The 26,150-nt window shown below is 70.7% G+C and carries 22 protein-coding genes; 5 read left to right on the forward strand and 17 right to left on the reverse strand.

The annotated features are described in order from the left end of the window. The first annotated feature begins 84 nt into the window (after nt 1–84). From pilB to coaE, 4 genes are read left to right on the forward strand one after another with little or no spacing between them, the layout of a single operon-like run. Nucleotides 85–1,809 (forward strand): type IV-A pilus assembly ATPase PilB, encoded by a 1,725-nt coding sequence (gene pilB / locus C6N40_RS02290; protein WP_106989378.1) that lies wholly within the window; start codon nt 85–87, stop codon nt 1,807–1,809. Nucleotides 1,810–1,812: 3 nt separating this feature from the next. After that, entirely contained in the window at nt 1,813–3,066 is a 1,254-nt protein-coding gene (locus C6N40_RS02295) for a type II secretion system F family protein (protein WP_240183420.1), read from the forward strand. A 6-nt stretch (nt 3,067–3,072) separates the two neighbouring features. After that, nucleotides 3,073–3,939 carry a prepilin peptidase gene (locus tag C6N40_RS02300; protein ID WP_106989380.1) on the forward strand — a complete coding sequence of 289 codons (867 nt, stop codon included), beginning with the start codon at nt 3,073–3,075 and terminating at the stop codon, nt 3,937–3,939. 4 nt (nt 3,940–3,943) lie between these two features. Beyond that, entirely contained in the window at nt 3,944–4,552 is a 609-nt protein-coding gene (coaE, locus tag C6N40_RS02305; RefSeq protein ID WP_106989381.1) for a dephospho-CoA kinase, read from the forward strand. An 88-nt stretch (nt 4,553–4,640) separates the two neighbouring features. On the opposite strand, the gene C6N40_RS02310 is transcribed toward coaE, so the two are convergent. The 3 genes from C6N40_RS02310 to C6N40_RS02320 form a co-directional block, all read right to left on the reverse strand. Beyond that, on the reverse strand, nt 4,641–5,594 hold the full coding sequence (locus C6N40_RS02310) for a Nudix family hydrolase (protein ID WP_106989382.1): 954 nt from the start codon (nt 5,592–5,594) through the stop codon (nt 4,641–4,643). 23 nt (nt 5,595–5,617) lie between these two features. Then, on the reverse strand, nt 5,618–8,359 hold the full coding sequence (gene secA, locus C6N40_RS02315; RefSeq protein WP_106989383.1) for a preprotein translocase subunit SecA: 2,742 nt from the start codon (nt 8,357–8,359) through the stop codon (nt 5,618–5,620). A gap of 134 nt (nt 8,360–8,493) precedes the next feature. Further along, a complete protein-coding gene (locus tag C6N40_RS02320; protein WP_106989384.1) occupies nt 8,494–9,408 on the reverse strand; it encodes a M23 family metallopeptidase in 915 nt (304 codons plus the stop codon). Here C6N40_RS02320 and C6N40_RS02325 point away from each other — a divergent pair. Then, nucleotides 9,392–9,898: a DciA family protein gene (locus C6N40_RS02325; RefSeq protein ID WP_162782036.1), complete on the forward strand. Its 507-nt coding sequence runs from the start codon at nt 9,392–9,394 to the stop codon at nt 9,896–9,898. The genes C6N40_RS02320 and C6N40_RS02325 overlap by 17 nt on opposite strands. Before the next feature lie 68 nt (nt 9,899–9,966). Here C6N40_RS02325 and lpxC read toward each other — a convergent pair whose 3' ends face one another. The 14 genes from lpxC to rsmH form a co-directional block, all read right to left on the reverse strand. Further along, complete coding sequence (gene lpxC, locus C6N40_RS02330; protein ID WP_106989385.1) at nt 9,967–10,878, reverse strand: UDP-3-O-acyl-N-acetylglucosamine deacetylase; 912 nt, start codon at nt 10,876–10,878, stop codon at nt 9,967–9,969. Nucleotides 10,879–11,187: 309 nt separating this feature from the next. Continuing rightward, the gene (gene ftsZ, locus C6N40_RS02335; RefSeq protein WP_106989386.1) at nt 11,188–12,414 is read right to left on the reverse strand and encodes a cell division protein FtsZ; all 1,227 of its coding nucleotides are present in this window, start codon (nt 12,412–12,414) and stop codon (nt 11,188–11,190) included. 77 nt (nt 12,415–12,491) lie between these two features. Next, on the reverse strand, nt 12,492–13,727 hold the full coding sequence (gene ftsA / locus C6N40_RS02340; RefSeq protein WP_106989387.1) for a cell division protein FtsA: 1,236 nt from the start codon (nt 13,725–13,727) through the stop codon (nt 12,492–12,494). Next, nucleotides 13,724–14,491 (reverse strand): cell division protein FtsQ/DivIB, encoded by a 768-nt coding sequence (locus C6N40_RS02345; protein WP_106989388.1) that lies wholly within the window; start codon nt 14,489–14,491, stop codon nt 13,724–13,726. The genes ftsA and C6N40_RS02345 overlap by 4 nt, the downstream gene beginning before the upstream one ends. Next, a complete protein-coding gene (locus C6N40_RS02350; RefSeq protein WP_106989389.1) occupies nt 14,488–15,459 on the reverse strand; it encodes a D-alanine--D-alanine ligase in 972 nt (323 codons plus the stop codon). The genes C6N40_RS02345 and C6N40_RS02350 overlap by 4 nt, the downstream gene beginning before the upstream one ends. Then, nucleotides 15,456–16,889, reverse strand: a complete 1,434-nt coding sequence (gene murC, locus C6N40_RS02355) for a UDP-N-acetylmuramate--L-alanine ligase (RefSeq protein WP_106989475.1) — start codon at nt 16,887–16,889, stop codon at nt 15,456–15,458. Before murC ends, C6N40_RS02350 begins: the two co-directional genes overlap by 4 nt. Beyond that, a complete protein-coding gene (murG, locus tag C6N40_RS02360) occupies nt 16,889–17,974 on the reverse strand; it encodes an undecaprenyldiphospho-muramoylpentapeptide beta-N-acetylglucosaminyltransferase (RefSeq protein WP_106989390.1) in 1,086 nt (361 codons plus the stop codon). The genes murC and murG overlap by 1 nt, the downstream gene beginning before the upstream one ends. Next, nucleotides 17,971–19,290, reverse strand: a complete 1,320-nt coding sequence (gene ftsW / locus C6N40_RS02365; RefSeq protein WP_106989391.1) for a putative lipid II flippase FtsW — start codon at nt 19,288–19,290, stop codon at nt 17,971–17,973. The genes murG and ftsW overlap by 4 nt, the downstream gene beginning before the upstream one ends. 1 nt (nt 19,291) lies before the next feature. Further along, on the reverse strand, nt 19,292–20,374 hold the full coding sequence (gene mraY / locus C6N40_RS02370; protein WP_106989392.1) for a phospho-N-acetylmuramoyl-pentapeptide-transferase: 1,083 nt from the start codon (nt 20,372–20,374) through the stop codon (nt 19,292–19,294). Continuing rightward, entirely contained in the window at nt 20,364–21,746 is a 1,383-nt protein-coding gene (locus tag C6N40_RS02375) for a UDP-N-acetylmuramoyl-tripeptide--D-alanyl-D-alanine ligase (RefSeq protein WP_106989393.1), read from the reverse strand. The genes mraY and C6N40_RS02375 overlap by 11 nt, the downstream gene beginning before the upstream one ends. After that, nucleotides 21,743–23,221, reverse strand: coding sequence for a UDP-N-acetylmuramoyl-L-alanyl-D-glutamate--2,6-diaminopimelate ligase (locus tag C6N40_RS02380; protein WP_106989394.1), 1,479 nt, complete (start codon nt 23,219–23,221; stop codon nt 21,743–21,745). Before C6N40_RS02380 ends, C6N40_RS02375 begins: the two co-directional genes overlap by 4 nt. Next, on the reverse strand, nt 23,218–24,951 hold the full coding sequence (locus C6N40_RS02385; protein WP_106989395.1) for a peptidoglycan D,D-transpeptidase FtsI family protein: 1,734 nt from the start codon (nt 24,949–24,951) through the stop codon (nt 23,218–23,220). Before C6N40_RS02385 ends, C6N40_RS02380 begins: the two co-directional genes overlap by 4 nt. Beyond that, complete coding sequence (gene ftsL, locus C6N40_RS02390) at nt 24,948–25,217, reverse strand: cell division protein FtsL (protein ID WP_425477637.1); 270 nt, start codon at nt 25,215–25,217, stop codon at nt 24,948–24,950. Before ftsL ends, C6N40_RS02385 begins: the two co-directional genes overlap by 4 nt. Continuing rightward, a complete protein-coding gene (rsmH, locus tag C6N40_RS02395) occupies nt 25,214–26,143 on the reverse strand; it encodes a 16S rRNA (cytosine(1402)-N(4))-methyltransferase RsmH (protein ID WP_106989396.1) in 930 nt (309 codons plus the stop codon). The genes ftsL and rsmH overlap by 4 nt, the downstream gene beginning before the upstream one ends. Nucleotides 26,144–26,150 lie beyond the last annotated feature (7 nt).

Consider the following 26,150-nt stretch of genomic DNA (forward strand, 5'->3'; position numbering starts at 1 on the left):
CCGGCGTGGACCGGGGCCCGAGGGGCTGGCCGGGACGCTGTTTTGGGTTAGAGTGGCCGCGATGGCGCGGCTCGGGGAGGATGGGTGAACGCCAACGCAACTGCCAACCTGGTGGGGATCACCGGCATTGCCCGGCGCTTGGTGCTGGACGGCCACCTGGCCGAGGCGGACGCGCGCAAGGCACTGGACGAGGCCACCAAGGCCAAGCAGCCGGTCCACAAGTACCTGCTGGAAAAGAAGCTGGCCAGCTCGGCCCAGATCGCCGGGGCCAATGCCGTCGAGTTCGGCATGCCCCTGTTCGACGCCACGGCGCTCGACCTCAGCCAGGCCGCCACCAAGCTCGTCAGCGAGGAGCTGATCAACAAGCACCAGGCCCTGCCGCTGTTCAAGCGCGGCAACCGGCTATTCGTGGGCATCTCCGACCCCACCAACACCCGCGCCCTGGACGAGATCAAGTTCGCCGCCAACCTCACGGTCGAGCCGATCCTGGTCGACGAGGACCGCCTGCGCCGCATCATCGAACTGGCCCTCACGGCCAGCGACGCGATGGACTCGGGCATGGGCGACGACGAGGGCCTGGAGAACCTCGAGTCCAGCTCCGGCGACGATGAACCGGCCGACAACCTGGCCGACGCCAAGGGCGGCGACGACACCCCGGTGGTGCGGTTCGTCAACAAGGTGCTGCTCGATTCGATCAAGCGAGGCGCCTCGGACATCCACTTCGAGCCCTACGAAACCGAATACCGGGTGCGCCTGCGCATGGACGGCATCCTGCGCACCGTGGCCAAGGCCCCGGTCAAGCTGCACCCGCGCATCACGGCCCGCCTGAAGGTCATGGCCGCCCTCGACATCGCCGAGCGCCGCCTGCCGCAGGACGGCCGCATCAAGCTCAACATCTCCAAGACCAAGCAGATGGACTTCCGCGTGTCCACCTGCCCCACCCTGTTCGGCGAGAAGGTGGTGCTCCGCCTGCTCGACGGCAGCGCGGCCAAGCTGGGCATCGACAAGCTGGGCTACGAGGAAGACCAGAAGCAGCTCTACCTCGACGCCTTGGCCAAGCCCTACGGCATGATCCTGGTCACCGGCCCCACCGGCTCGGGCAAGACGGTGTCGCTGTACACCGGCCTGAACATCCTCAACACCGACGAGCGCAACATCTCCACCGCCGAAGACCCGGTCGAAATCCGCGTCGCAGGCATCAACCAGGTGCAGATGAACCCCAAGAAGGGCATGACCTTCGCCGCCGCCCTGCGCAGCTTCCTGCGCCAGGACCCGGACGTGATCATGGTCGGCGAGATCCGAGACCTCGAGACCGCCGAAATCGCCGTCAAGGCGGCCCAGACCGGCCACCTGGTGCTCTCCACCCTGCACACGAACGACGCCCCGCAGACGGTGTCGCGCCTGATGAACATGGGCATCGCGCCCTACAACATCACTTCCTCGGTGACGATCATCATCGCCCAGCGCCTCGCGCGCCGCCTGCACGACTGCAAGAAGCCGGTGCAGCTGCCCGAGAACGCGCTGCTGGCCGAGGGCTTCACGCCCGAAGAAATCAAGGAAGGCATCACGCTCTACGAGCCGGTCGGCTGCGACGACTGCAACGACGGCTACAAGGGCCGCGTGGGCATCTACCAGGTAATGCCGATGGCCGAGGGCATCCAGAAAATCATCCTCGAGGGCGGCAATGCCCTGCAGATCGCGGAGGCCAGCCGCGCGGCCGGCGTGCGCGACCTGCGGCAATCCGCCCTTTGGAAGGCCAGGCAGGGCGTCACCAGCCTGGCTGAAGTCAACCGCGTGACCAAGGACTAAGCCATGGCGACCACCGCTGCGAAAGCGAAAGCCCCCGCGACGCGTACCTCCGATATGCAGCAGTTCACCTGGGAGGGCACCGACAAGCGCGGCGTCAAGATGAAGGGCGAAACCACGTCCAAGAACGCCAATTTGTTGCGTGCGGAGCTGCGAAAGCAGGGCATCAATCCCACGGTGGTCAAGCCGAAGGGCAAACCGCTGTTCGGGGCCGCCGGTTCCGCGATCACGGCGCAAGACATCTCGGTCTTCAGCCGACAGATCGCCACCATGCTGCAGTCCGGCGTGCCGATGGTGCAGAGCTTCGAGATCCTGGCCTCGGGCCAGAAGAACAAGCGCATGTCCGACATGCTCACCGACATCCGCGACAACATCGCGGGTGGCTCCTCGCTCAGCGAAGCCATGGCCCGGCACCCGGTGCAGTTCGACCTGCTCTACCGGAACCTCACCCGCGCGGGCGAAGCTGCGGGTGTGCTCGACACGGTCCTCGACACGGTCGCCACCTACAAGGAGCGCACCGAGGCGCTGAAGGGCAAGATCAAGAAGGCCCTGTTCTATCCCGCGGCGGTCATGGCGGTGGCCATCTTGGTGTCGGCCATCCTGCTGATCTACGTGGTTCCGCAGTTCGAGGACGTGTTCAAGGGCTTCGGCGCCGACCTGCCGGCCTTCACCCAGATGATCGTCAACGCCTCGCGCTTCCTGACGCAGTGGTGGTGGGCCATCCTCCTGATCGTGGTCGGCTCAATCGGTGGATTCATCTTCATCTACAAGCGCTCCCCAGCCCTCGAGCGCACGGTAGACCGCCTGATGCTCAAGCTCCCCGTCATCGGCCAAATCCTCCACCAGTCCGCCATCGCCCGCTACGCCCGCACCCTGGCGCTCACCTTCAAGGCCGGCGTGCCCCTGGTCGAGGCGCTGGAAACCGTGGCCGGCGCCACCGGTTCGATCGTCTACAACGACGCCGTCAAGCGCATCCGCGAGGACGTCTCGGTGGGCTACCAGCTCAACGTGGCCATGAAGCAGGTCGGCATCTTCCCGCACATGGTGGTCTCGATGACCGCCATCGGCGAAGAGGCCGGCGCGCTCGACACCATGCTGCTCAAGGTGGCCGAGTTCTACGAGCAGGAGGTCAACAACTCCGTCGACGCCCTGGCCAGCCTGATCGAGCCCTTCATCATGGTGGTCATCGGCGTGCTGGTGGGCGGCATGGTGGTCGGCATGTACCTGCCGATCTTCAAGCTCGCCGCCACGGTCGGCTAAGCGCCCATGCTGGAAGCGATCCAGGCCTCGGCCGCGCTGTCGGCCGGCCTCGCCCTGCTCTTCGGCCTGCTGGTCGGCAGCTTCCTCAACGTCGTCATCCTGCGCCTGCCGCCCCGGCTGGAGTGGCAGTGGCGCCGCGATGCCCGCGAGATCCTCGAGCTGCCCGAGCACTACGAGCCGGCCCCGCCCGGCATCGTCGTGCAGCGTTCGGCCTGCCCGAAATGCGGACACCGGCTGGCGCCCTGGGAGAACCTGCCGCTGCTCAGCTTTGCGCTGCTGCGCGGCAAGTGCCGTGGCTGCGGCACGCCCATTTCCTGGCAGTACCCGATCGTCGAACTGGTCACCGGCCTGATGTTCGCCGCCTGCGCCTGGCGTTTCGGCGTCGGCACCGAGGGCATAGCCGCCATGGCCTTCAGCGGCTTCCTGGTGGCGCTCACCGGCATCGACCTGCGCACCACCCTGCTGCCCGACCAGCTCACCTACCCGCTGCTCTGGATCGGCCTGGGCCTGGCCACGATGACGCTGTTCGTCTCGCCCGTGCAGGCCATCTTCGGCGCCCTGGCCGGCTACCTGAGCCTGTGGAGCGTGTACTGGGGCTTCAAGCTGCTCACCGGCAAGGAAGGCATGGGCCACGGCGACTTCAAGCTGCTGGCGGCCCTGGGCGCCTGGTGCGGCGTGGCCGGCATCCTGCCGATCGTGCTGATGTCGTCGTTCATCGGCGCCATCGTCGGCAGCCTTTGGATCGGCCTTCGCGGCCAGGACCGCGCCACCCCCATCCCCTTCGGCCCCTACCTGGCGGCCGCCGGCTGGGTGCAGCTGATGTGGGGGCCGCAGATCCTGCAGGCCTACCGCGACTGGTCCGGCCTGAACTGAGGCCATGGCGGGCTTCGTCGTCGCGGTGACCGGCGGCGTGGCTTCGGGCAAGTCCGAGGCCACCCGCGAGTTCGAGCGCCTGGGCATCGCCGTCGCCGACGCCGACATCGCCGCCCGCGCCGTGGTCGAACCGGGACAGCCGGCGCTGGCCGCCGTGGTCGAACGCTTCGGTGCCGGCGTGCTGGGCCCGGATGGCCGGCTGGACCGGGCCGCGATGCGCCGGCGCGTTTTCAGCGACCCGGACGCCAGGGCCGCCCTCGAGTCCCTGCTGCATCCGCCCATCCGCGCCTGGCTCCACGAAACCTGCGATGCCGCCACCGGCCCCTACGCCGTGGTCGCCATCCCGCTGCTCGCCGAGGGCGGCGGCCGCGCCGCCTACCCGTGGCTGGGCCGCATCCTCGTGGTCGATGTGCCCGAGGCCGTGCAGCTGGCCCGGCTGCAGGCCCGCGACGGCGTTGATGCCGCCCTGGCCGCCCGGATGGTGGCCGCCCAGGCCACGCGCGCCCAGCGGCTGGCGATGGCGGACGACGTGGTGGTCAACGACGGCGCGCTGGGCGACCTGCAGGCGGCCGTGCGGCGCCTGCACATCCGCTATCTCGCACTCGCCGCATGACGCGGGATTGGGGACGGGTGCAATTCGCACCCGGACACTGCGACAGCCGAAGGGGCTCGAGTGCGAATTGCACCCGTCCCCATCCGGCCTACTTCGGCCAGAAGGCCCGGATGCCGGCGACGCCCTGTCCGCCGTGCCTGCGCGCCGTGGCGACGTCCTGGGGCCGCAGGCCGCCCAGGGCATAGATCGGCAGCGAAACGCCCTCACGCAGGCGCGAGAAGCGCTCCCAGCCCATCGGCGTGGCCCCGGGATGGCTCGCGGTGGCGTGCACCGGGCCCAGCACCGCGAAATCCAGACCCAGGCGCTCGGCCTGGGCCAGTTCGTCGGCGTCGTGGCAGGAGGCGGCCACCAGCTGGCCGGCCGGCAGCGGCCGCCCGGACAGCGCCATCAGCTGTTTGGAGGTCAGGTGCAGGCCGATGCCCAGGTCGGCAGCCAGGCCCGGCTCGCCGTTGACCAGCAGCTCGGCGCCTGCGGCCTGGCAGCGGGTGCGGGCATCCATGGCCAGCGCCGCCAGGGCCTGGGCCGGCAGTGCCCTGGCGCGCAATTGGATGCGCCGGGCGCCGGCCGCCAGGGCCTTGTCGAGTTTCGCCAGGAAGGCCGCCGCCGACTCGGGCTCGGGGCTGACCAGATACCGCGCCGGCGCCGTCAGCGCCGCCACGACGGGCCGGTCGGCCGGGGGCATGGGGTAGGAAGCCAGCTTCTCGGGCGGCGACCAGGCCAGGGCCTGCTTCTCCAGGCCGCGGGCCGTGCCGGTGAAGCCGGGCACCTCGTACACGTCCAGGACGATGCGCTTGTGCGGATAGGCCTGCGGCACCGACACCAGCGGCTCGGCGCCGAGGATGCGGATGCCGAGTTCTTCCTCGAGCTCGCGGGCCAGGGCGGCGACGGGCGCCTCGCCCGGCTCGACCTTTCCGCCCGGGAATTCCCAGGCGCCGGCCAGGTCGCGCCCGGCGGTGCGCCGGGCCAGCAGGATCCGGCCGCGGGCGTCCCTCAGGACGGCCGCGACCACGTGCACGGGGGGCTCAGGTCGGTCGCCGGGCATGCGTCCGGTTCAGCTCCAGGCCTTCAGTCGAGCTTGCCGTGGCACTGCTTGTACTTCTTGCCGCTGCCGCAGGGGCAGGGATCGTTGCGGCCCACCTTCGGCCCCTCGCGGGTGACCGGGGCAAGCACGCCCTGCCCTTCGGCAGCCAGCGCCTGGGCCTGCTCGGCCTCTTCCTCGGTGCCGTAGCCGCCGGTCTCGGGGTGCTGGAACTGCATCTGGCCGGCCTGGGCGGCGGCGCGCTGGCGCTCGGCGGCCTCCATCGCGGCCACTTCCTCCTCGCTGCGGATCCGCACGCGGGCCAGCAGCGAAACCACTTCCTGCTTGACCTTGTCGAGCATCTCGGTGAAGAGCTCGAAGCTCTCGCGCTTGTACTCCTGCTTGGGCTGCTTCTGGGCGTAGCCGCGCAGGTGGATGCCCTGGCGCAGGTAGTCCATGCGCGCCAGGTGCTCCTTCCAGTTCTGGTCGAGCACGTTGAGCATCAGGTGGCGCTCGAGGTGGCGCATCATCTCCGGACCGATCTGGGCTTCCTTGCCGGCGAACATGCGTTCGCCGGCTTCCAGCACCAGGGCCAGAATGCGCTCGTCGTCGATCGCGTCCTCGGTCTTGGCCGCGCCCTGCAGGTCCACCGCCAGGCCGTACTCGTCGGCCAGGCTGCGCTCGAGGCCCGGCAGGTCCCACTGCTCGTCGATCGACTCGGCCGGCACGAAGCGGCGGGTGAGCTCGGCCAGCACGTCCTCGCGGATGGCGGTGATGGCGTCGTGCACCGACTCGGCCTCCAGCAGCTCGTTGCGCTGCTGGTAGACCACCTTGCGCTGGTCGTTGGCGACGTCGTCGAAGTCGAGCAGGTTCTTTCGGATGTCGAAGTTGTGCGACTCGACCTTGCGCTGGGCGTTCTGGATCTGCTTGGTCACCAGGCCGGACTCGATGACGTCGTCCTCCTTCATGCCCATGCCGCGCATCGCCTTCTGCACCCAGTCGGCGGCGAAGATGCGCATCAGGTTGTCTTCCAGCGACAGGTAGAAACGGGACGAGCCCGGGTCGCCCTGGCGACCGGAACGGCCGCGCAGCTGGTTGTCGATACGGCGGCTCTCGTGCCGCTCGGTGCCGATGATGTGCAGGCCGCCCAGCGCCTTGACCTCGTCGTGGCGCTTCTGCCATTCGGCCTTCACGCGCGCCTTGTCGGCCTCGCTGGCGCCTTCGCCCAGGGCATGCAGCTCGGCCTCGAGCGAACCGCCGAGCACGATGTCGGTGCCGCGGCCGGCCATGTTGGTGGCGATGGTGACGGCCTTCGGGCGGCCGGCGTTGGCGACGATCTGCGCCTCGCGCTCGTGCTGCTTGGCGTTGAGCACCTCGTGCGGGATGCCGGACTTCTTGAGCTGGGTGGCCAGCAGTTCCGATGTCTCGATCGAGGTGGTGCCCACCAGCACGGGCTGGCCGCGCTCGTAGCAGTCCTTGATGTCCTCGATGACCGCGTTGAACTTGGCCGGGCGGGCCAGGTAGACCAGGTCCGGGTGGTCCTTGCGGACCATCGGCCGGTGGGTGGGGATGACCACCACTTCAAGGCCGTAGATGGTCTGGAACTCGTAGGCCTCGGTGTCGGCCGTGCCGGTCATGCCGCCGAGCTTGGCGTACATGCGGAAGTAGTTCTGGAAGGTGATCGAGGCCAGCGTCTGGTTCTCGCGCTGGATCGGCACGCCTTCCTTGGCCTCCACGGCCTGGTGCAGGCCGTCGGACCAGCGGCGGCCCGGCAGGGTGCGGCCGGTGAACTCGTCGACGATCACCACCTCGCCGTCGCGCACGATGTAGTCCACGTCGCGCTGGTAGATGGCATGCGCACGCAGCGCCGCGTTGAGGTGGTGCACCACGGCCAGGTTGTTGCCCGAGTACAGGCTGTCGCCCTCGGCGATGATGCCAGCCTGGCGCAGCAGCTCCTCGGCGTGCTCCATGCCCTGCTCGGACAGGTGCGCCTGCTTGCCCTTCTCGTCCACCCAGAAGTCGCCCTCGCCCTGTTCGGACTCCTGCTTGACCAGCTTCGGGACGATGCGGTTGACCTTGATGTAAAGCTCCGGCGACTCGTCGGCCGGGCCGGAGATGATCAGCGGCGTGCGCGCCTCGTCGATCAGGATCGAGTCGACCTCGTCGACGATGGCGAAGTTCTGGCCGCGCTGGAAGCGGTCTTCCTTGGCCAGCGCCATGTTGTCGCGCAGGTAGTCGAAGCCGAATTCGTTGTTGGTGCCGTAGGTGATGTCGGCGGCGTAGGCGCCCTTCTTGTCGCCGTGCGGCATGCCCGGGTAGACCACGCCGACGCTCATGCCCAGGAAGTTGTAGAGCTTGCCCATCCAGGCCGAATCGCGCTTGGCCAGGTAGTCGTTCACCGTCACCACGTGCACGCCCTTGCCGGCCAGCGCGTTGAGGTAGGTGGGCAGGGTGGCGACCAGGGTCTTGCCTTCGCCCGTGCGCATCTCGGCGATGCGGCCCGAGTGCAGCACCATGCCGCCGATCAACTGCACGTCGTAGTGGCGCAGGCCCAGCACGCGGCGCGAGGCCTCGCGGCAGACGGCGAAGGCCTCGGGCAGCAGGTCATCGAGGGAGGCGCCTTCGGCGACGCGGGCGCGGAACTCGTCGGTCTTGGCCCGCAGGGCCGCATCGTCGAGCTTCTCGAGCTCGGGCTCGTAGGCGTTGATGCGGGCGACATTCTTCTGGAGCTGGCGCAGCAGTCGCTCGTTGCGGCTGCCGAAGATGCGGGTAAGCAAGCTGTTGAGCATTGGGAAAGCCGGTTGGGGAGCGCGCTACGCGCTCGGCGCGAAAGAACAAGGCCGCGGCAGCCCCCGGGGGGCGTCGCGGCCGTCTAGTCTAACGTGGGGACAGGGGACGGGGTATCAAGCCCCGTCCGGGGCCTTCAACCGCGGGCCTGGTCGAGGTAGTTGCGCGGGTTGACCTGACGGCCGTTGAGGGTGACCTCGAAGTGCAGGTGCGAGCCGGTGGAACGGCCGGTGGAGCCCACCTTGGCGATCTGCTGGTCGGCGCGGACCACGTCGCCCACCTTCACCAGGTTGGCCTGGTTGTGCGCGTAGCGGGTCTTGTAGCCGTTGCCGTGGTCGATCTCGACGACGTTGCCGTAGCCGCTGCGCCAGCCGGAGAAGCTGACCACGCCGCCCGCGGCGGCAGTGACCGGGTCGCCGGAGTTGGCGTCGATGTCGATGCCGGCATGGTGGGCGCGGCCGCGACCGAAGGGGTCGGAACGGGCACCGTAGCGCGAGGAGATGTAGCCGGGCGCCGGCATGCGGTGCGGCGTGCCCTGGTTCTCGAGCTTCTGGTTGAAGAGCATCGACTCGAGCACCGAGAGCTGGCGGCCCGAGTGGGCGAACTGCGCCTCGAGGGCGTCGAGGCTGCCCAGCAGGTCGATGGCCGGCACGTCTTCGGCCGCTTCCGAACCACCCTGGCCGGGCAGTTCGTTGAAATCGAATTCGCCGTCCTTGAGCTTGCCGACCTGGGTCAGGCGATCGCCGAGGGCGTTGAGGCGGTTGGCCTGGGCCTGGAGCTCACCGACGCGGGCGGCGATGGCGTTGACTTCCACCTGTGCCTGCTCGCGGGCGACGGCGAGTTCGGCGGCCTGCTGCTCGAACTCGGCCTGCAGCTTGGCGATCTCGGCCTTGGCGGCGCCGTCGGCGCCCCGGGCGAGGAAACCCGCCGAGAAGGCCAGCCCGAGCACCAGTCCGACGATGCCCAGCGCGGACGCCAGGACCTTCGGCTGGTCGAAGGCCAGTTTTTTCGGCCCCCGGAGGAAATTTGCTGCGATGATGACATTCATCATGTCTGACCGGTCCAAACCTTTCGTCCGCGGCTCGGCACCACCGGCCCGCCTGCCCCCCGAAGCGCTCGACGCGCTCTCGGGGACCGGGCTCGCCAGCGTGGTCGAGCGCGCCCGTTGGCTGGGCAAGCTCGACCCCGTGCTTCGCCAGAGTCTCCCCGCCACCTTGGCCGACCAGTGCAGGCTGGCCAACGTGGATGACAAGAACTTGGTCTTCCTTGTCAGCGGCCCGGTCTGGAAGGCCAAGCTGCGGCTGCATGCCGACGCCCTGCTGGGCGCGGCGGCCGCGGCCGGGCTCAAGGCCAGGACGCTGGTGGTGAAGGTGGCTCCGCCCGAACCTGCCATCCCCGCAGGAACCGGCCATTCGAAACCACTTTCCGAGGCAGTCCGCGATTCACTGCGGGCCACCGCCCTGTCGGTCTCTGATCCGGGGTTGCGCGCGCAGCTTCTGCGACTGGCTGGGCCGCCCCGGGGGGACACCGACGGGGCATGATGCCCCGGCGATGCGGGGCTTGTCGTTAACCAGGCGTTAAACGATCGTTAAAGAGTGTGACGCAGTTCTCAGACCGCCTGCGCCGGGTGGGCGTAGGAAATCGGCGCCAGGGCCGGGTCTTCGAAGGTCACCTCTTCCCAGGCCGAGGTATCGGCCAGGAGGGCGCGCAGCAGCTGGTTGTTGAGCGCATGGCCCGACTTGTAGCCATAGAAGGCGCCGATCAGGCTGTGGCCGAGCAGGTACAGGTCGCCGATGGCGTCGAGGATCTTGTGCTTGACGAACTCGTCCTCGTAGCGGAGGCCGTCGTCGTTGAGCACGCGGTAGTCGTCGAGCACGATGGCGTTGTCCATCGAGCCGCCCAGGGCCAGGTTGCGCTCGCGCAGGAACTCGATGTCCTTCATGAAGCCGAAGGTGCGGGCGCGGCTGACTTCCTTCACGAACGAGGTCGTGGAGAAGTCGATCTCGGTGCTCGAGGTGGCCTTGTTGAAGATCGGGTGGGCGAAGTCGATGGTGAAACCGACCTTGAAGCCCTCGAAGGGCTCGAACCGGGCCCACTTGTCGCCGTCCTCGACCTTGATCGGCTTCTTGATGCGGATGAAGCGCTTGGCCTTTTCCTGCTCCTCGATGCCCGCCGACTGCAGCAGGAACACGAAGGGACCGGCCGAGCCGTCCATGATCGGCACCTCGGCCGTGGACAGGTCCACGTAGGCATTGTCGATGCCCAGGCCGGCCATGGCCGAAAGCAGGTGCTCGATGGTCATCACGCGCACGTTGCCTTCCACCAGCGCCGTGCACAGGCTGGTGTCGCCGACCTTCTCGGCCTTGGCGTGGATTTCGATGGGCTGGTCGAAGTCCACGCGCCGGAAGACGATGCCGGTATCGGGCGCAGCCGGGCGCAAGGTCATGTAGACCTTCTCGCCGCTATGCAGGCCCACGCCGGTGGCGCGGATGACGTTCTTTAGTGTGCGTTGTCTGATCATCTTGTGGCGTTCTCCGGGGCAGGAGCGCGCAAAACCGTCCCGAACGATAACACAGCGCCGAACAAACGAAAACCTAACATTCAAACAATTGTATAGATCCTGCAACCTCGTTCACATTCCCGGGCCGTTCCGGCCCCTCCCCCGGGCCTGGGAAAAGGGCCCGCCGGACCTGCCGGCGGGCCAAAGCTTCCCAATCCCCCTGGGGACACACGCCGCGGGCCAGGCCCGCGAGTCCTGCACGGCGGGCCATCCGGGCCCGCCGGTGGTGGCCGCCCCGCGCCTGGTCGGGCGCCCGGGCGGCCGGGTTGCTCAGTCCGCCTGCCGGCGCAGGAAGGCCGGGATGTCCAGGTAGCTGGTGTCGCCCGCCAGGCCCGACAGGGCGGTTTCCGCCCCCGAGACCGGCTCGGCCGAGGCCCGGCCGGCGCGCAGGCCCAAGTGGCCGCCCGGCATCGGGGTGCCATTGGCCTGGGCCGTGGCGGCCTCGTCCACCATGCCGGTGGTGGCGTTGCGAACCAGCTTCACCGGCGCCCGGTAGGCTTCCTTCTCCGGGGTCCGGACCGGCTGGCGCACGACGCCGCGGTTGAGGCCGGTGGCCACCACGGTCACGCGCACTTCGTCCTGCATCTCCGGGTCGAGCGAGGTGCCGATGACGACGGTGGCGTCCTCCGAGGCGAAGTCCTCGATGGTGCGGCCGATCTCGTCGAACTCGGCCATGGTGAAGTCCGGGCCGGCGGTGATGTTGACCAGCACGCCGTTGGCGCCCGACAGGTTCACCTCGTCCAGCAGCGGGTTGGAGATCGCGGCCTCCGCGGCGGCCTGGGCGCGGTCGTCGCCGCGGGCGATGCCGGTACCCATCATGGCCAGGCCCATTTCGGACATGACCGTGCGCACGTCGGCGAAGTCGACGTTGATCAGGCCCGGGCTGACGATCAGGTCGGCTATGCCCTTCACGGCGCCCAGCAGCACGTCGTTGGCGGCACGGAAGGCCTGCACCATGGTCGCCTGGCGGCCGAGCACGGTGATCAGCTTCTCGTTCGGGATGGTGATCAGCGAGTCGCAGTGGTGGCTGAGCTCCTCGATGCCCTTGAGCGCCACCTGCATGCGGCGGCGGCCCTCGAACGGGAAGGGCTTGGTGATGACCGCGACGGTCAGGATGCCCATTTCCTTGGCGAGCTGGGCCACGACCGGGGCCGCGCCCGTGCCGGTGCCGCCGCCCATGCCGGCGGTGATGAACACCATGTCGGCGCCTTCCAGGGCCTCGACGATGCGCTCGCGGTCCTCGAGCGCGGCCTGGCGGCCGACCTCGGGGTTGGCGCCGGCGCCCAGGCCCTTGGTGACGTGGCTGCCCAGCTGCAGCTGCAGCTTGGCGCCACACTGCTTGATGGCCTGCGCGTCGGTGTTGGCGGTGATGAACTCAACGCCCTCCACGCCGGCGTTGACCATGTGCGCCACGGCGTTGCCGCCGCCGCCACCCACGCCCACCACCTTGATCACCGCATTGGGTGCCAGCTTTTCGATCAGTTCAAAATGTGCCATGTCCTCGTCCTCCGTGATTCAAATCCAGGGTTTTCTTTCTGTTCTTGTGTGTGTTGCCTTTGCCTCGAAGACGTCGTTCAGAACTCACCTCGGTACCAGTTCTTGAACTTCGTCCAAATCGTCCCGGCCTTGCCCGCCGACAGCGTCGGGCGGCGCGGGTGTTCAATCTGGCTGCCCCAGAGCAGCAGGCCGACGCCGGTGGCATGCACCGGGTTGCCGACCACTTCGCCCAGGCCGGAGACGTGCTGGGGGATGCCCACCCGCACCGGCATGTGCAGCATTTCCTCGGCCAGCTCGACCACGCCCTCCATGCGCGAGGCGCCGCCGGTCAGCACCAGCCCGGCGCGCACCAGCTCCTCGAAGCCGGAGCGGCGCAGCTCGGCCTGCACGAGCTCGAAGATCTCCTCGTAGCGGTTCTGCACCGCCTCGGCGAGCGCCTGGCGGGCCAGGCGGCGCGGCGGCCGGTCGCCGACGCTGGGCACCTGGATCGACTCCTCGGCGGTGGCCAGCTGGGCCAGGGCGCAAGCGTAGCGGACCTTGATCTGCTCGGCCTCGGGCGTGGGCGTGCGCAGCAGGTGGGCGATGTCGTTGGTCACCTGGTCGCCGGCGATCGGCAGGCTGGCGCTGTGGCGGATCGCACCCTGCACGAACACCGCGATGTCGGTGGTGCCGGCGCCGATGTCCACCAGCACCACGCCCAGCTCCTTCTCGTCGCTGGTGAGCACGGCGGTGCTCGAGGCCAGCGAGCTCAGGATCAGGTCGTCCACCTGCAGGCCGCAGCGCTGCACGCACTTGCTGACGTTGCTGGCCGCCGACTGCGCGCCGGTGACCAGGTGCGCGCGCACTTCCAGCCGCACGCCGCTCATGCCCACCGGGTTGCGGATGCCTTCCTGGGAGTTGTCGACGATGTATTCCTGGGCGATGGCGTGCAGGATCTTCTGGTCGGCCGGCACCGCGACCGCCTTGGCGGCCTCGAGCACGCGGTCGAGGTCGGCATAGGTCACCTCGCCGCCCGCCACCGGCACGATGCCGGGCGAGTTGCGGCATTGGGTGTGGCTGCCGGAGATCGAGGCGTAGACCGAGCGGATCTCGCAGCCGGCCATCAGCTCGGCTTCCTCCACCGCCCGCTGGATCGACTGCACCGTGGACTCGATGTCCACCACGACGCCGCGCTTCATGCCGCGCGATTCGTGCGAACCGATGCCGATCACCTCGATTTCCTGGCCCGGCGAGTACTCGCCCACCAGCGCCGTCACCTTCGACGTGCCGATGTCCAGGCCAACGATCAGCGACTTGTCACCTTTCCTGTTCATGCATTCGTTTCCTGCGACTCGCTCCCAGCCCCGCCGTTCGCGGGAGGGTTGGGGAGTGGGTTTTCGGGCACGACGTCCTTCCAGACGATCGCGAACCCGTTCGTGTAGCGAAGGTCGGCCCGCGCCACCCGGCGCGCCGGGTCCTGGCGAAGCTGCGGCAGCATCCGCGCGAAGCGCGCCAGCCTGGCCTGCGGGTCGCCGCGGCCGGCCTCGAGCTCGGTGCCGTCGCCGAGCACCAGGCTCCAGCTGCCGCGCGCGCTGAGCCTGACGATTTCCACGCGCAGGCCCAGGGGCAGGAACAGCGGCCGGGCGATGCCGTACATCGACATCAGCTCCGAGGCCCGGTCCTCCGGGCCGTCGAACACCGGCAGGCCGGCGCCGGCGCCTGGCGGCGCGGCGAACAGGCGGCCCTGCTCGCTGAGCATCCGGCCGTCGGCCCAGCGCGCCACCGGCAGGTGCTCCTTCAGGCCCACCTCCAGGCGGTCGGGCCAGCGCTTGCGCACTTCCACGTGCTGCACCCAGGGCAACGCGGCCACCGAGCTGCGCACGGCGTCGAGGTCGACGGCGAAGAAGCCGCCCTGCACGTGCGGCAGCACGGCTTCGCGCACGGTGGCCTCGTCGACCTGGGCGAACGCACCGGTCACGGCCAGCTTGCGCATCGGCCAGCGCTCGCCCGCGATCCAGCCGTTGAATACGGCCACCACCGGCAGCGCGACCAGTCCGATCGCCAGGATCCAGGCCGCCAGGCGCATCAGGGCGCTCATGCCCCGCCCTCCCCGGCCGGCAGGCTGGTCTCGAGCACGCGCCAGCACAGCTCCTCGAAGGAAATGCCGAGTTCGCGCGCGGCCTTGGGCACCAGCGAGTGGCTGGTCATGCCCGGCGCGGTGTTCACTTCGAGCAGGTAGTTGTTGCCGGCGGCGTCGCGCATCACGTCAACGCGGCCCCAGCCGCTGCAGCCTGCGGCGCGGAAGGCGGCCAGCGCCAGCGCGCGGATCGCGTCCTCGTCGCCGCCCTGCAGGCCCGGGCACAAGTACTGGGTGTCCTCGGCCTGGTACTTGGCGTGGTAGTCGTAATACTCGCCGGCCGGCACGATGCGGATGCTGGGCAGGGCCAGGTCGCCGAGCACGCCGACGGTGTACTCGCCGCCCACCACCAGCTGCTCCATCAGCAGCTCGCCCGGGTAGCGCGCGGCCAGCTCGACGGCGGCATCCAGGCCGGCCTCGTCGAACACGCGCGAGACGCCCACGCTCGAGCCCTCGCAGGCCGGCTTGACGATCACCGGCAGGCCCAGTTCACGCGCGGCGGCGCGTACCGCGGCGGTGTCGCCGCGGGCCAGGCGCACGTAGCGCGGCGTCGGCAGCCCCAGCGACAGCCAGACCTGCTTGGTGCGGATCTTGTCCATCGCCAGCGCCGTACCGAGCACGCCCGAGCCGGTCAGCGGCACGCCCAGCGCCTCGCACAGGCCCTGCAGCACGCCGTCTTCGCCGCCGCCCTTGTTGCCGTGCAGGATGTTGAATACGCGGTCGAAGCGCTTGTCCACCAGCGCCTGCACCAGCGCCGGGATGCCGTCGACGGCGTGCGCGTCGATGCCGCGTGCGCGCAGCGCCTCGAGCACGTTGCGGCCCGACTCGAGCGACACCTCGCGCTCGGCGCTGGTGCCGCCCATCAGCACGGCGACGCGGCCGAAGTCCTTCGGGTCGGACAGGCGCAGCGGGGCGATGGCGGGCGTCATGCCGCGGCTCCTCCGTCGAGGCCGTTCGCGGCCAGGTCGGCCGCGACCGCGCCGATGTCGCCGGCACCCATCACCAGCAGCAGGTCGCCGTCCCGGAGCACGTCGGCCAGCACCGCCGGCAGCTCGCGGGCCGGGCCGGCCAGCACCGGATCGATCCGGCCGCGGGCGCGGATTGCGCGCGCCAGCGCCTTGGCGTCGGCGCCGACGACGGGCTGCTCGCCCGCCGGGTAGACGTCGGTGAGCAGCACGGCATCCGCGCTCGAGAGCACCGCGGCGAAGTCGTCGAACAGGTCGCGGGTGCGGCTGTAGCGGTGCGGCTGGAAGGCCACCACCAGGCGGCGATCCGGCCAGCCGCCGCGCGCGGCCGCGAACACGGCCTCGAGCTCGCGCGGATGGTGGCCGTAGTCGTCGACCAGCAGCGCCTTGCCGCGACCAAAGTCGAGCTCGCCCTTGAGGTTGAAGCGGCGGCCGATGCCCTGGAACTTCTCCAGCGCCGCGGCGATGCGCGCCGGTGCCACGCCCAGTTCCCAGCCCACGGTCGCGGCAGCCAGGGCATTGAGCACGTTGTGCTCGCCCGGAAGGTTCAGGGTCACCGCCTGCGGCGCCGATTCCGGCAGGTGCAGGGTGAAGTGCATGCAGGGGCCGTCCTGGCGCACGTCGGTGGCGCGCACGTCGGCCTGCCCGCGGATGCCGTAGGTGACCAGGTGGCGCGGCGTCTGCGCGGCCAGCGCGGCCACCTCCGGATCGTCCGCGCACAGCACCGCGAGCCCGTAGAACGGCAGGCGGTGCATGAATTCGTTGAACGCGGCCTGCACGCGGCCGAAATCGCCGCCGTAGTTCTCGAGGTGGTCGGCGTCGATGTTGGTCACCACCGCGACCATCGGGTTCAGGCGCAGGAAGCTGCCGTCGCTCTCGTCGGCCTCGGCCACCAGCCACTGGCCGCCGCCCAGGCGCGCGTTGGCGCCGGCCGACAGCAGCTGGCCACCGATAACGAAGGTCGGGTCCAGGCCGCCCTCGCTGAGCACGCTGGCCACCAGCGAGGTGGTCGTGGTCTTGCCGTGGGTGCCGGCGATGGCGATGCCGCGCTTGAAGCGCATCAGCTCGGCCAGCATCTCCGCGCGCGGCACCACCGGGATGCGCTGCTCGCGGGCGGCGCGCAGCTCCGGGTTATCGGGGCGGATGGCGCTGGAAACGACCACCACGTCGACACCGGCGACGTGCGCGGCGTCGTGGCCGCGGTGCACCATCGCGCCCAGCCCGGCCAGGCGGCGGGTGGTGGCGGAATCGTTCGCGTCCGAACCCGAGACCTGGTAGCCGAGGGTCACCAGCACTTCGGCGATGCCGCTCATGCCGACGCCACCGATGCCGATGAAGTGCACGCGCGAGAAGGCGCGGGCCAGGTCCCCGGTTTGCTGCAGGCGGCGACGGATCATGCGCGGGCCTCCTCGAGCACGATGCCGGCGACGCGCTCGGCGGCGTCGGCGTGGGCGATGGCGCGGGCGGCCCCGGCCATGGCCAGGCGGCGCGCGGCGTCGGGCAGCAGGCCACCGGCCACGGCGGCCATGCGCTCGGCGAAACCCTCGCCTTCCGGCACCATCACGGCGGCACCGGCCTCGACCAGGTATTCGGCGTTGCGGGTCTGGTGGTCGTCGACCGCAGCCGGGAACGGCACCAGCACCGAACCGACGCCGGCGGCGCACAGCTCGGCCAGGGTCAGCGCGCCGGCGCGGCACACCACCAGGTCGGCCCAGCCATAGGCCTCGGCCATGTCGGCGATGAAGGGTTCGACGCTGGCCGCCACGCCGGCCTCGGCGTAGGTGGCGCGGGTGGCGTCGGCGTGGCGTTCGCCGCACTGGTGGCGCACCTGCGGACGCTGGTCGGCCGGCAGCCCGGCCAGTACCTGCGGCAGCACGCGATTGAGCGCGTTCGCGCCCTGGCTGCCGCCCAGCACCAGCAGGCGCGGCGCGCCGCCACGACCTTCGAAACGCGCGGCCGGCGCCGGCAGCGCGGCGATCGCCGGGCGCACGGGGTTACCCACCACCTCGGCCTTGCCGGCCGGGAAGCTGCCCGGGAAGCCGCACAGGACGCGGCGCGCGAAGCGCGAGAGCACGCGGTTGGTCAGGCCCGGGGCGCGGTTCTGCTCGTGCACCAGCAGCGGCCGGCGCAGCAGCCAGGCACACAGGCCGCCCGGGCCGGCGACGTAGCCGCCGAAGCTCACCACGGCGCGCGGGCGCAGGCGGCGCAGCACCGCCAGCGCCTGCAGGCAGGCGCGCGCCAGGCCGAACGGCGCCTTGAGCAGCGCCAGCACGCCCTTGCCGCGCAGGCCGCGCACGCGCAGGGTTTCCACCTCGATGCCGGACGACGGCACCAGCCGGGTCTCCATGCCGCCTTCCGAACCCAGCCAGACGACGGGCACGTCGCGCCGGCGCAGGGCCTCGGCCACGGCCAGGCCGGGGAAGATGTGGCCGCCGGTGCCACCGGCCAGGATCAGCACGGGCGCGTTGCCGGCGCTCATGCCACCGCTCCGATCTTCGGTTCGACGCGATGGCGCGAGCCACGCGGACCCGCGCTGGCCGGCATCACCGCGGCCGGCGACTGCTCCGGCATCGGCGCGTCGAAGCGCGGCGCGGACTCGTCGGCCGGCACCGCACCGGCGCCGCGCAGGCGCGCGACCTGGCGCTCGGCCCGGTCGAGCTCGTAGCTCACGCGAAGCAGCAGGCCGATGGCCGCACAGGTGATCAGCACGCTCGAGCCACCCGAGGACACCAGCGGCAGGGTCAGGCCCTTGGTGGGCAGCAGGCCAAGGTTCACGCCGATCGAAACGAAGGCCTGCAGGCTGATCCACAGGCCCACGCCGAAGGCGCAGAAGCCGGCGAAGTAGCGCCGCATCTCGACCGCGCGCAGGCCGATGCTGAAGGTGCGCCAGGCGAACAGCGCGAACAGCGCGATGATGCCCACCGAACCGGCGAAGCCCAGTTCCTCGGCCGTCACCGAGAAGATGAAATCCGTGTGCGCCTCGGGCAGGTAGAACAGCTTCTGCACGCTGCCGCCCAGGCCGACGCCGAACCACTCGCCGCGGCCGATCGCGATCAGGGCCTGGGTGAGCTGGAAGCCGTCGTTGAACGGGTCTTCCCAGGGATTGAGGAAGGACTTCAGGCGCGCCACGCGGTAGGGCGCGGCCACCGCCACCGCCGCCAGCACCGGCAGCACCGCGGCGCCGATCAGCAGCAGGTGGGCGATGCGCGCGCCACCGAGCCAGACCATGCCGGCGGTGATGGCGATAATCAGGGCGGCCGAACCGAAGTCGGGCTGCAGCAGGAGCAGCAGCACCAGGAAGCCGGCCACGCCCAGCGGCTTGAGCAGGGTGGACCACTTCTGGCCGATCTCGTCGCGGTAGCGCACGACGTAGCTGGCCAGCCAGATGATCAGCAGCAGCTTGACCGCCTCGACCGCCTGGAACTTCGACACGCCCAGGTTGATCCAGCGCTGCGCGCCGTTGACCGTGTAGCCGATGCCCGGCATGAACACCAGGCCAAGCAGCACGATGCAGGCCAGCAGCAGCAGGTGGTTGTGGCGCTCGATGAGCTTGAGTTCGGTGCGCATCAGGCCGATGGCCAGCGCCGCGCCCAGCCCGAGGAACACCACGTGGCGGGTGAGGAAGTAGAACGGGCCGACGTCCAGGCCCTCGGCGATGGCGATCGAGCTCGAGCCGACCATCACCACGCCGAAGCCGGCCAGCACCAGGGCAAGGCCGAGCAGCAGCGGGTCGTAGCGCCCGCCGATCTGCTCGAGCTTGGTGGCCTGGCTGGCGCGCTCGTCGAGGAAGCTCATGTCAGCGCACCTTCAACGTGGCCAGGCCGACCAGCACGAGCATCACCGAGATGATCCAGAAGCGCACGATCACGCGCGGCTCCGGCCAGCCCTTGAGCTCGAAGTGGTGGTGGATGGGCGCCATGCGGAACACGCGGCGGCCGGTGAGCTTGAAGCTGGCGACCTGGATCATCACCGACAGCGTCTCGATGACGAAGATGCCGCCCATCAGCACCAGGATCGCCTCCTGGCGCACGATCACGGCGATGGTGCCGATCACCGCGCCCAGCGCCAGTGCGCCGATGTCGCCCATGAACACCATCGCCGGATAGGTGTTGAACCACAGGAAACCCAGCCCGGCGCCGGCGATGGCCGCGCAGACGATGGTGATCTCGCCCGCGCCCGGGATCGACGGGATCTGCAGGTACTCGGAAAACACCGCGTTGCCCGAGGCATAGGCGAACACGCCCAGCGCGCCGGCCACCAGCACCGTCGGCATGATCGCCAGGCCGTCGAGGCCGTCGGTCAGGTTGACCGCGTTGGAGAAGCCGACGATCCAGAAGTAGGCCAGCACCACGAAGCCCGCGCCCAGCGGGATCGCGAAGTCCTTGAGCAGCGGCAGGAACAGCGTGGTGTTGTTGGCGTGATCGGCGGTGAAGAACAGCACCAGCGCCGCGGCCAGGCCGAACAGCGACTGCAGCGCGTACTTGTGCCGCGACTTCAGCCCGTTCGGGTCGCGCCGGACGATCTTGATCCAGTCGTCGAGCCAGCCGATGGCGCCGAAGGCCAGCATCACCGCCAGCAGCACCCAGACGTAGCGGTTGCGCAGATCGGCCCAAAGCAGCGTCGACAGGGCGATGGTGAGCAGGATCAGCGCGCCGCCCATGGTCGGCGTGCCGGCCTTGGAGAAGTGGCTCTGCGGGCCGTCGCTGCGGATCGGCTGGCCGCCCTTGAGCCGGGCCAGGCGGGCGATCACCCGCGGGCCCAGCCACAGCGAGAGCAGCAGCGCGGTGAGCGCGCCGAGGATGCCGCGGAAGGTGATGTAGCCGAACAGCGGCGGCATCCACCCCATCTCGTGCAGCCAGCGGGCCAGTTCAAGCAGCATCGTTTGCGGTTCCTTCGCGGTCGGCGGCCAGCAGCGCGGCCAGCACCTTGTCCATCGCGCTCGAGCGCGAGCCCTTGACCAGGCAGCGCAGCCCCGCCGGCGCGGCGGCGAGCGCCGGGCCGAGCGCGGCCAGCAGGCCGGCCTGGTCGTCGAAATGGTTTGCGCCGCTGCCGAAGGCGCGGCTGGCGGCGGCGCTGAGCGTGCCCACCGTCCACAGGCGCTTGATGCCGGCGCGCAGGGCCTGGCTGCCGGCTTCGGCGTGCAGGGCCTCGGCGCCTTCGCCCAGTTCGAACATGTCGCCCAGCACCAGCCAGGCCTCGCCGCCCGCCTCGGCCAGCGCGGCGATCGCCGCGGCCACCGAACCCGGGTTGGCGTTGTAGCTGTCGTCCACCAGCACCACGCCGCTGCGCAGCGCGTGCGGCACCTGCCGGCCCGGCACCGGCGGCGCCTCCTGCAGGCCGGCGACGACGTGTTCGAGCCGGGCACCGGCCGCCAGCGCCAGGCCGGCGGCGGCCAGCGCATTCATCACGCTGTGCCGGCCCGGCAGCGGCAGGCGCAGGCGCGCGTCGCCGGCCGGCGTGTGCAGGGTGAACTCCGACGCTTCCGCGCCCAGGCGCAGGTCGCTGGCGCGCAGGTCGGCGTCGTTCTCCAGGCCGAAGCGCAGCACGCGCCGGCCGCCGATGCGCTGCATGAACAGCGGCGCGAAGGCGTCGTCGGCATTGACCACCGCCACGCCGTCATCGGGCAGCGCCTCGTAGACCGCGCCCTTGGTTTCGGCCACGCCCAGCAGGCTGCCCATGCGCTCGAGGTGGGCCGGCATGATGTTGTTCACCAGCGCCACCTGCGGCGGCACGATCGAGGCCAGGTAGGCGATGTCGCCCGGCTTGCCGGCGCCCATCTCGTAGATGGCGAAGCGGGCGTCCTCGGGCGCGTCGAGCACGGCCAGCGGCAGGCCGATCTCGTTGTTGCGGTTGCCCGGGTTGGCGTAGGCCAGGCCGGCGCGCGAAAGGATCGACAGCACCAGGGTCTTGACCGAGGTCTTGCCGTTGCTGCCGGTCAGCGCCACCACCACGGCCGGGCGGCCCTGCTGCACGCCGGCGGCAAGCTCGCCCAGCGCGTCCTGGGTGTCGGCGCACAGCACCTGCGGCAGCACGCAGTCGACCTCGCGCTGAACCAGCAGGGCGGCGGCGCCGGCGGCCTGGGCCTGCGCGGTCAGGTCGTGGGCGTCGTGGCGCTCGCCGCGCAGGGCGACGAACAGCGCGCCCGGCTGCAGCGTGCGGGTGTCGGTGCCGACCGAGGTGACCTCGACGTCGGCGCCCAGGTGCCGGCCTTCGACCCAGCGGGCCACCTGCGAGAGCAGCACCGGCCTCATGCGCGCGCCTCCAGCAGCGAGCGCGCGACCTGCAGGTCGTCGAACGCATGCTTCACGCCGCCGACCTCCTGGTAGGGCTCGTGGCCCTTGCCGGCCACCAGCACCACGTCGCCGGCGCCGGCGCCTTCCAGCGCGAGCGCGATGGCGCGGGCGCGGTCGCGCTGCACGGTGACCGCGGCGGCATCGCGGAAGCCTGCGAGGATGTCGGCGACGATGGCGTCACCGTCTTCGCGGCGCGGGTTGTCGTCGGTGACCACCACGCGGTCGGCGCCTGCCTCGGCGATCGCCGCCATCTGCGGGCGCTTGCCGGCGTCGCGTTCGCCGCCGCAGCCGAACACGCAGGTGAGCCGGCCCGGCGTGTGGCCGCGCAGGCTGGCCAGGGCCTGTTCCAGCGCGTCGGGCGTGTGCGCGTAATCGACCACCACCAGCGGCTGCCCGGCGCCGCCGCCGACGCGGCTCATACGGCCACCGACCGGCTGCAGGCGCGGCAGCATCGTCGCCACGTCGGCCAGCGGCCAACCCAGGGCGCGCAGCGCGCCGGCCACGGCCAGCAGGTTGTCGACATTGAAGCGGCCCAGCAGCGGCGATTCGACCGGCAGGTGCTGCCCGGCCTCGACCAGCTCGAAGCGCAGGCCCTGGGGCAGCAGCTGCACCGCGTCGGCGCGCAGGCGCGCGGCGGCATTGCCCCGGGCGCTCACGCCGATCACGTCCACGCCCGCCGCGATGCCGCCGGCCAGGCCGGCGCCGAAGGCGTCGTCGAGGTTGAGCACCACGGCCTGCAGGGTCGGCCAGGCGAACAGCCGGGCCTTGGCGGCGCCGTAGGCCTCCATGCTGCCGTGGAAGTCGAGGTGGTCGCGGGTGAGGTTGGTGAACACGGCGACGCGGAAGGCGACGGCATCCACGCGGCCCTGCTCGAGCGCATGCGAGCTCACTTCCATCGCCACGTGGCTGGCGCCCTGGTCGCGCATGCCGGCGAGCAGGCGGTGCACGGCGATCACGTCGGGCGTGGTGCGCTCGCCGGGTTCGATCGCGCCGTGCAGGCCGGCGCCGAGCGTGCCGATGGTGCCGGCGGTGGCACCCGACAGGTGCAGGGCCTGGGCCAGCAGCTGCACGGTGGAGGTCTTGCCGTTGGTGCCGGTGACGCCCACCACCTGCGCCTGGCGCGAGGGCGAGCCGTAGAAACGATCGGCCAGTTCGCCCTGGCGCGCGCGCAGGCCCGGCACCGCGACCGCGTTCTCCGGCAGCGCCAGGCCTTCCGGCGCCGGCGGCTCGAACAGGATCGCGCCGACGCCGGCGGCCTCGGCCTGGGCCGCGTGGCGCAGCCCGTGCGTGCTGGCGCCGGCGAGCGCCACGAAGGCGTAGCCGGGGCGGAGTTCGCGGCTGTCGGCGGCCAGGCCGGTCAGCACCGGATTGAACGCCGGCGGGGGCGCAGCGACGCCCCCGAGCAGTTCGTGCAGCGGCATGGCGCGGCTCATGGGCCTGCCCCCGGCGGCGCGGGCCGCTTGCGTTCCTTGGCCGCCTGCGCGGCGTACCACTGCTCGATGTCGTCCGGCGGCACGTCCATCAGGCGCAGCGCGCCTTCCATCACGCGGTGGAAGACCGGCGCCGACACCGCGCCGCCGCCGTACTCCATTCCCTGCGGCTCGTGGATCACCACGGCCATGGCGAAGCGCGGGTTGGTGGCCGGCACCAGGCCGACGAACACCGCGGCATAGCGCTTGGCGGCATACCCGCCGCCGTCGGCCTTGCGCGAGGTGCCGGTCTTGCCGGCCACGCGATAGCCCAGCACCGCCGCCCGGCGCGCCGTGCCATCGGGGCCGACCACGGTCTCGAGCATGCCCATCAGGTCGGAGGCGATGGCCGGGTCCACCACCTGGGTGCCCTCGCCCGCGCCACCCTTGACGAAGGTCACGTCCATCAGCCGGCCCTCGTTGCCGATGGCGGCGTAGGCACGCGCCAGCTGCAGCGGCGTCACCGACAGGCCGTAGCCGTAGGAGATGGTGGCCTTCTCGGTCGGACCCCAGCGCCGGACCGGCGGCAGCATGCCCGGCAGCTCGCCCGGGAAACCGCTGCCGGTGCGCTCGCCGAAGCCGAAGCGGCGGAAGACGTCGTACTGGTGCTCGGTGGAGAGCTCGTTGGACACCTTGATGGCGCCGACGTTCGAGCTCTTGGTCAGGATGCCGGTGAGCGTGAGCATGCCGTAGTTGCGGAAGTCGCGCGGCATGTAGCCACCCGGCAGGGCGATGTAGCCGGGCGCGGTCTGGATCGGCGTGTCGGGGGTGAACTTGCCCGACTCGAGCGCGGCCGCGATGGTAATCGCCTTCATCACCGAGCCCGGCTCGAGGATGTCGGTGACGGCGCGGTTGCGGCGCGACTCGCCGTCGGCGCCGACGCGTGAATTGGGGTTGTAGGACGGCTGGTTGACCATCGCCAGCACTTCGCCGGTGGGCACGTCGAGCACGACGATCGAGCCGCTCGGCGCGCCGGTCTCGATCAGCGCCGACTTGAGCTCGCGATAGGCGAGGTACTGGATGCGGCGGTCGATCGACAGCACCAGGTCCTTGCCCGGCTCGGCGGCCTCGACCAGGTCGACGTTCTCGACGATGCGACCGCGCCGGTCGCGGATCACGCGCTGGCTGCCTTCCTTGCCGGTCAGCCACTCGTTGAAGGCCAGCTCCAGGCCTTCCTGGCCCTTGTCGTCGATGTTGGTGAAGCCCAGCACGTGCGCCAGCACCTCGCCGTGCGGGTAGAAGCGCCGGAACTCGCGCTGCGAGTACACGCCCGGGATACCGAGATCGGTGATCTCGTCGGCCACGTCCGGGTTCAGGTGCCGGCGCAGGTAGACGAACTCCTTGTCGGCACGCTCCGACACGCGCCGGGCCAGCACCTCCTGCGGGATCTGCAGCGCACGCGCCAGCTCCGGCAGGCGGTCGGCGTGCAGCAGCAGTTCCTTGGGGTTGGCCCAGATCGACTCGACCGGCGAGGACACCGCCAGCGGTTCGCCGTTGCGGTCGGTGATCATGCCGCGCGAGGTGGCGATGGGGATCTCGCGCAGGAAACGGGCGTCGCCCTGCTGCTGGTAGAACTCCTCGCTGATCACCTGCAGGTGCGCGGCGCGCGCCACCAGCACGGCGCAGCAGGCGCCGAGCACGCCGCCGACCACCATCAGGCGCTTGCGCGGGCTGTAGCTGCTGCGCAGGCTCATGGGCGCAGCACCACGATCTGGTCGTCGCCCGGGAAGGTCATGCCCAGGCGCGTGCCGGCCACCTGCTCGATGCGATTGGCCTCCGACCAGGTGGCCTGCTCGAGCTGCAGGCGGCCGAATTCGATGTTGAGCTCGTCGCGCTGCTTTTCCAGCGTGCTCAGGGCGATGTAGGCCTGCCGGTGCTCGTGGCGCGACCAGACCACGCCCAGGGCGCTGGCGATCACCGCCAGGGCAAGGGCCAGCAGCAGGAAGTGCCGGACGCTCACGGCAGCTTCTCCGCGACGCGCAGCACCGCGCTGCGGGCGCGCGGGTTGTCGGCGACTTCCTGGGCCGTGGCGCGAAGGGCGCCGGAGACGTCGAGCAGGGTCGGCGAGAACGCCTCCGGGGCGGGCATGCGGCGGTTGCCCGGCGGCGCCTTGGCGTGCCGGGCGATGAACTGCTTGACGATGCGGTCTTCGAGCGAGTGGAAGCTGATCACCGCCAGCCGGCCGCCCGGCCTGAGCACGGACAGGGCCGCGTCGAGCCCGGCCTCGAGGTCGTCGAGCTCGCGGTTGATGAAGATGCGGATGGCCTGGAAGCTGCGCGTGGCCGGGTGGATCTTGCCGTCGCCACGCGGCATCACCGAGGCGATCAGCTCGGCCAGCTGCGCCGTGCGCTCGAGCGGCGCCTCGGCCCGGCGGGCGACGATGGCGCGGGCGATGCGCCGGCTCATCTTCTCCTCGCCATAGGTCCAGAGCACGTCGGCGATCTCGCGCTCGTCGGCGCGCGCCAGCCAGGCCGCGGCGCTTTCGCCGGACTCCGGGTCCATGCGCATGTCGAGCGGGCCGTCCTTGCCGAAGCTGAAGCCGCGCTCGGCCACGTCGAGCTGGGGCGAGGACACGCCGAGGTCGAACAGCACGCCGTCGAGGCCGGCGGCGGCCTCGTCCCACTGCGCCAGGCCGGCGAAGGAACCGCGGCGGACGACGACCCGCCCGTCCGCGCCGAAAAGCGCGTGGGCGGTGGCGATCGCTTCCGGATCCTTGTCCATCACCAACAGCCGTCCATCCGGCCCCAGCCGGTCGAGCACGCCGCGCGCATGGCCCCCTCGCCCGAACGTGCCATCCAGATACCTGCCATCCCTGCGTACCTGCAGGCCGTCCATGACCTGCGCCCACATCACCGGGAGATGGCTGGGCTGCGTCGTGCCACGCATCCCGGCC

The organism is Arenimonas caeni, assembly GCF_003024235.1.
GTDB classification, from domain to species: domain Bacteria; phylum Pseudomonadota; class Gammaproteobacteria; order Xanthomonadales; family Xanthomonadaceae; genus Arenimonas; species Arenimonas caeni.

Bases quoted from the DNA above. Each gene is read 5' to 3' on its own strand.
- C6N40_RS02380 (WP_106989394.1), bottom strand. From the start codon at position 23,221: ATGAGCCGCGCCATGCCGCTGCACGAACTGCTCGGGGGCGTCGCTGCG.
- ftsW (WP_106989391.1), bottom strand. From the start codon at position 19,290: ATGAGCTTCCTCGACGAGCGCGCCAGCCAGGCCACCAAGCTCGAGCAG.
- C6N40_RS02310 (WP_106989382.1), bottom strand. From the start codon at position 5,594: ATGCCCGGCGACCGACCTGAGCCCCCCGTGCACGTGGTCGCGGCCGTC.
- coaE (WP_106989381.1), top strand. From the start codon at position 3,944: ATGGCGGGCTTCGTCGTCGCGGTGACCGGCGGCGTGGCTTCGGGCAAG.
- ftsA (WP_106989387.1), bottom strand. From the start codon at position 13,727: ATGAACAGGAAAGGTGACAAGTCGCTGATCGTTGGCCTGGACATCGGC.
- C6N40_RS02385 (WP_106989395.1), bottom strand. From the start codon at position 24,951: ATGAGCCTGCGCAGCAGCTACAGCCCGCGCAAGCGCCTGATGGTGGTC.
- C6N40_RS02375 (WP_106989393.1), bottom strand. From the start codon at position 21,746: ATGAGGCCGGTGCTGCTCTCGCAGGTGGCCCGCTGGGTCGAAGGCCGG.
- rsmH (WP_106989396.1), bottom strand. From the start codon at position 26,143: ATGCGTGGCACGACGCAGCCCAGCCATCTCCCGGTGATGTGGGCGCAG.
- C6N40_RS02320 (WP_106989384.1), bottom strand. From the start codon at position 9,408: ATGATGAATGTCATCATCGCAGCAAATTTCCTCCGGGGGCCGAAAAAA.
- lpxC (WP_106989385.1), bottom strand. From the start codon at position 10,878: ATGATCAGACAACGCACACTAAAGAACGTCATCCGCGCCACCGGCGTG.
- murG (WP_106989390.1), bottom strand. From the start codon at position 17,974: ATGAGCGCCGGCAACGCGCCCGTGCTGATCCTGGCCGGTGGCACCGGC.
- ftsZ (WP_106989386.1), bottom strand. From the start codon at position 12,414: ATGGCACATTTTGAACTGATCGAAAAGCTGGCACCCAATGCGGTGATC.
- mraY (WP_106989392.1), bottom strand. From the start codon at position 20,374: ATGCTGCTTGAACTGGCCCGCTGGCTGCACGAGATGGGGTGGATGCCG.
- C6N40_RS02345 (WP_106989388.1), bottom strand. From the start codon at position 14,491: ATGAGCGCCCTGATGCGCCTGGCGGCCTGGATCCTGGCGATCGGACTG.
- C6N40_RS02325 (WP_162782036.1), top strand. From the start codon at position 9,392: ATGATGACATTCATCATGTCTGACCGGTCCAAACCTTTCGTCCGCGGC.
- secA (WP_106989383.1), bottom strand. From the start codon at position 8,359: ATGCTCAACAGCTTGCTTACCCGCATCTTCGGCAGCCGCAACGAGCGA.
- C6N40_RS02295 (WP_240183420.1), top strand. From the start codon at position 1,813: ATGGCGACCACCGCTGCGAAAGCGAAAGCCCCCGCGACGCGTACCTCC.
- C6N40_RS02350 (WP_106989389.1), bottom strand. From the start codon at position 15,459: ATGACGCCCGCCATCGCCCCGCTGCGCCTGTCCGACCCGAAGGACTTC.
- C6N40_RS02300 (WP_106989380.1), top strand. From the start codon at position 3,073: ATGCTGGAAGCGATCCAGGCCTCGGCCGCGCTGTCGGCCGGCCTCGCC.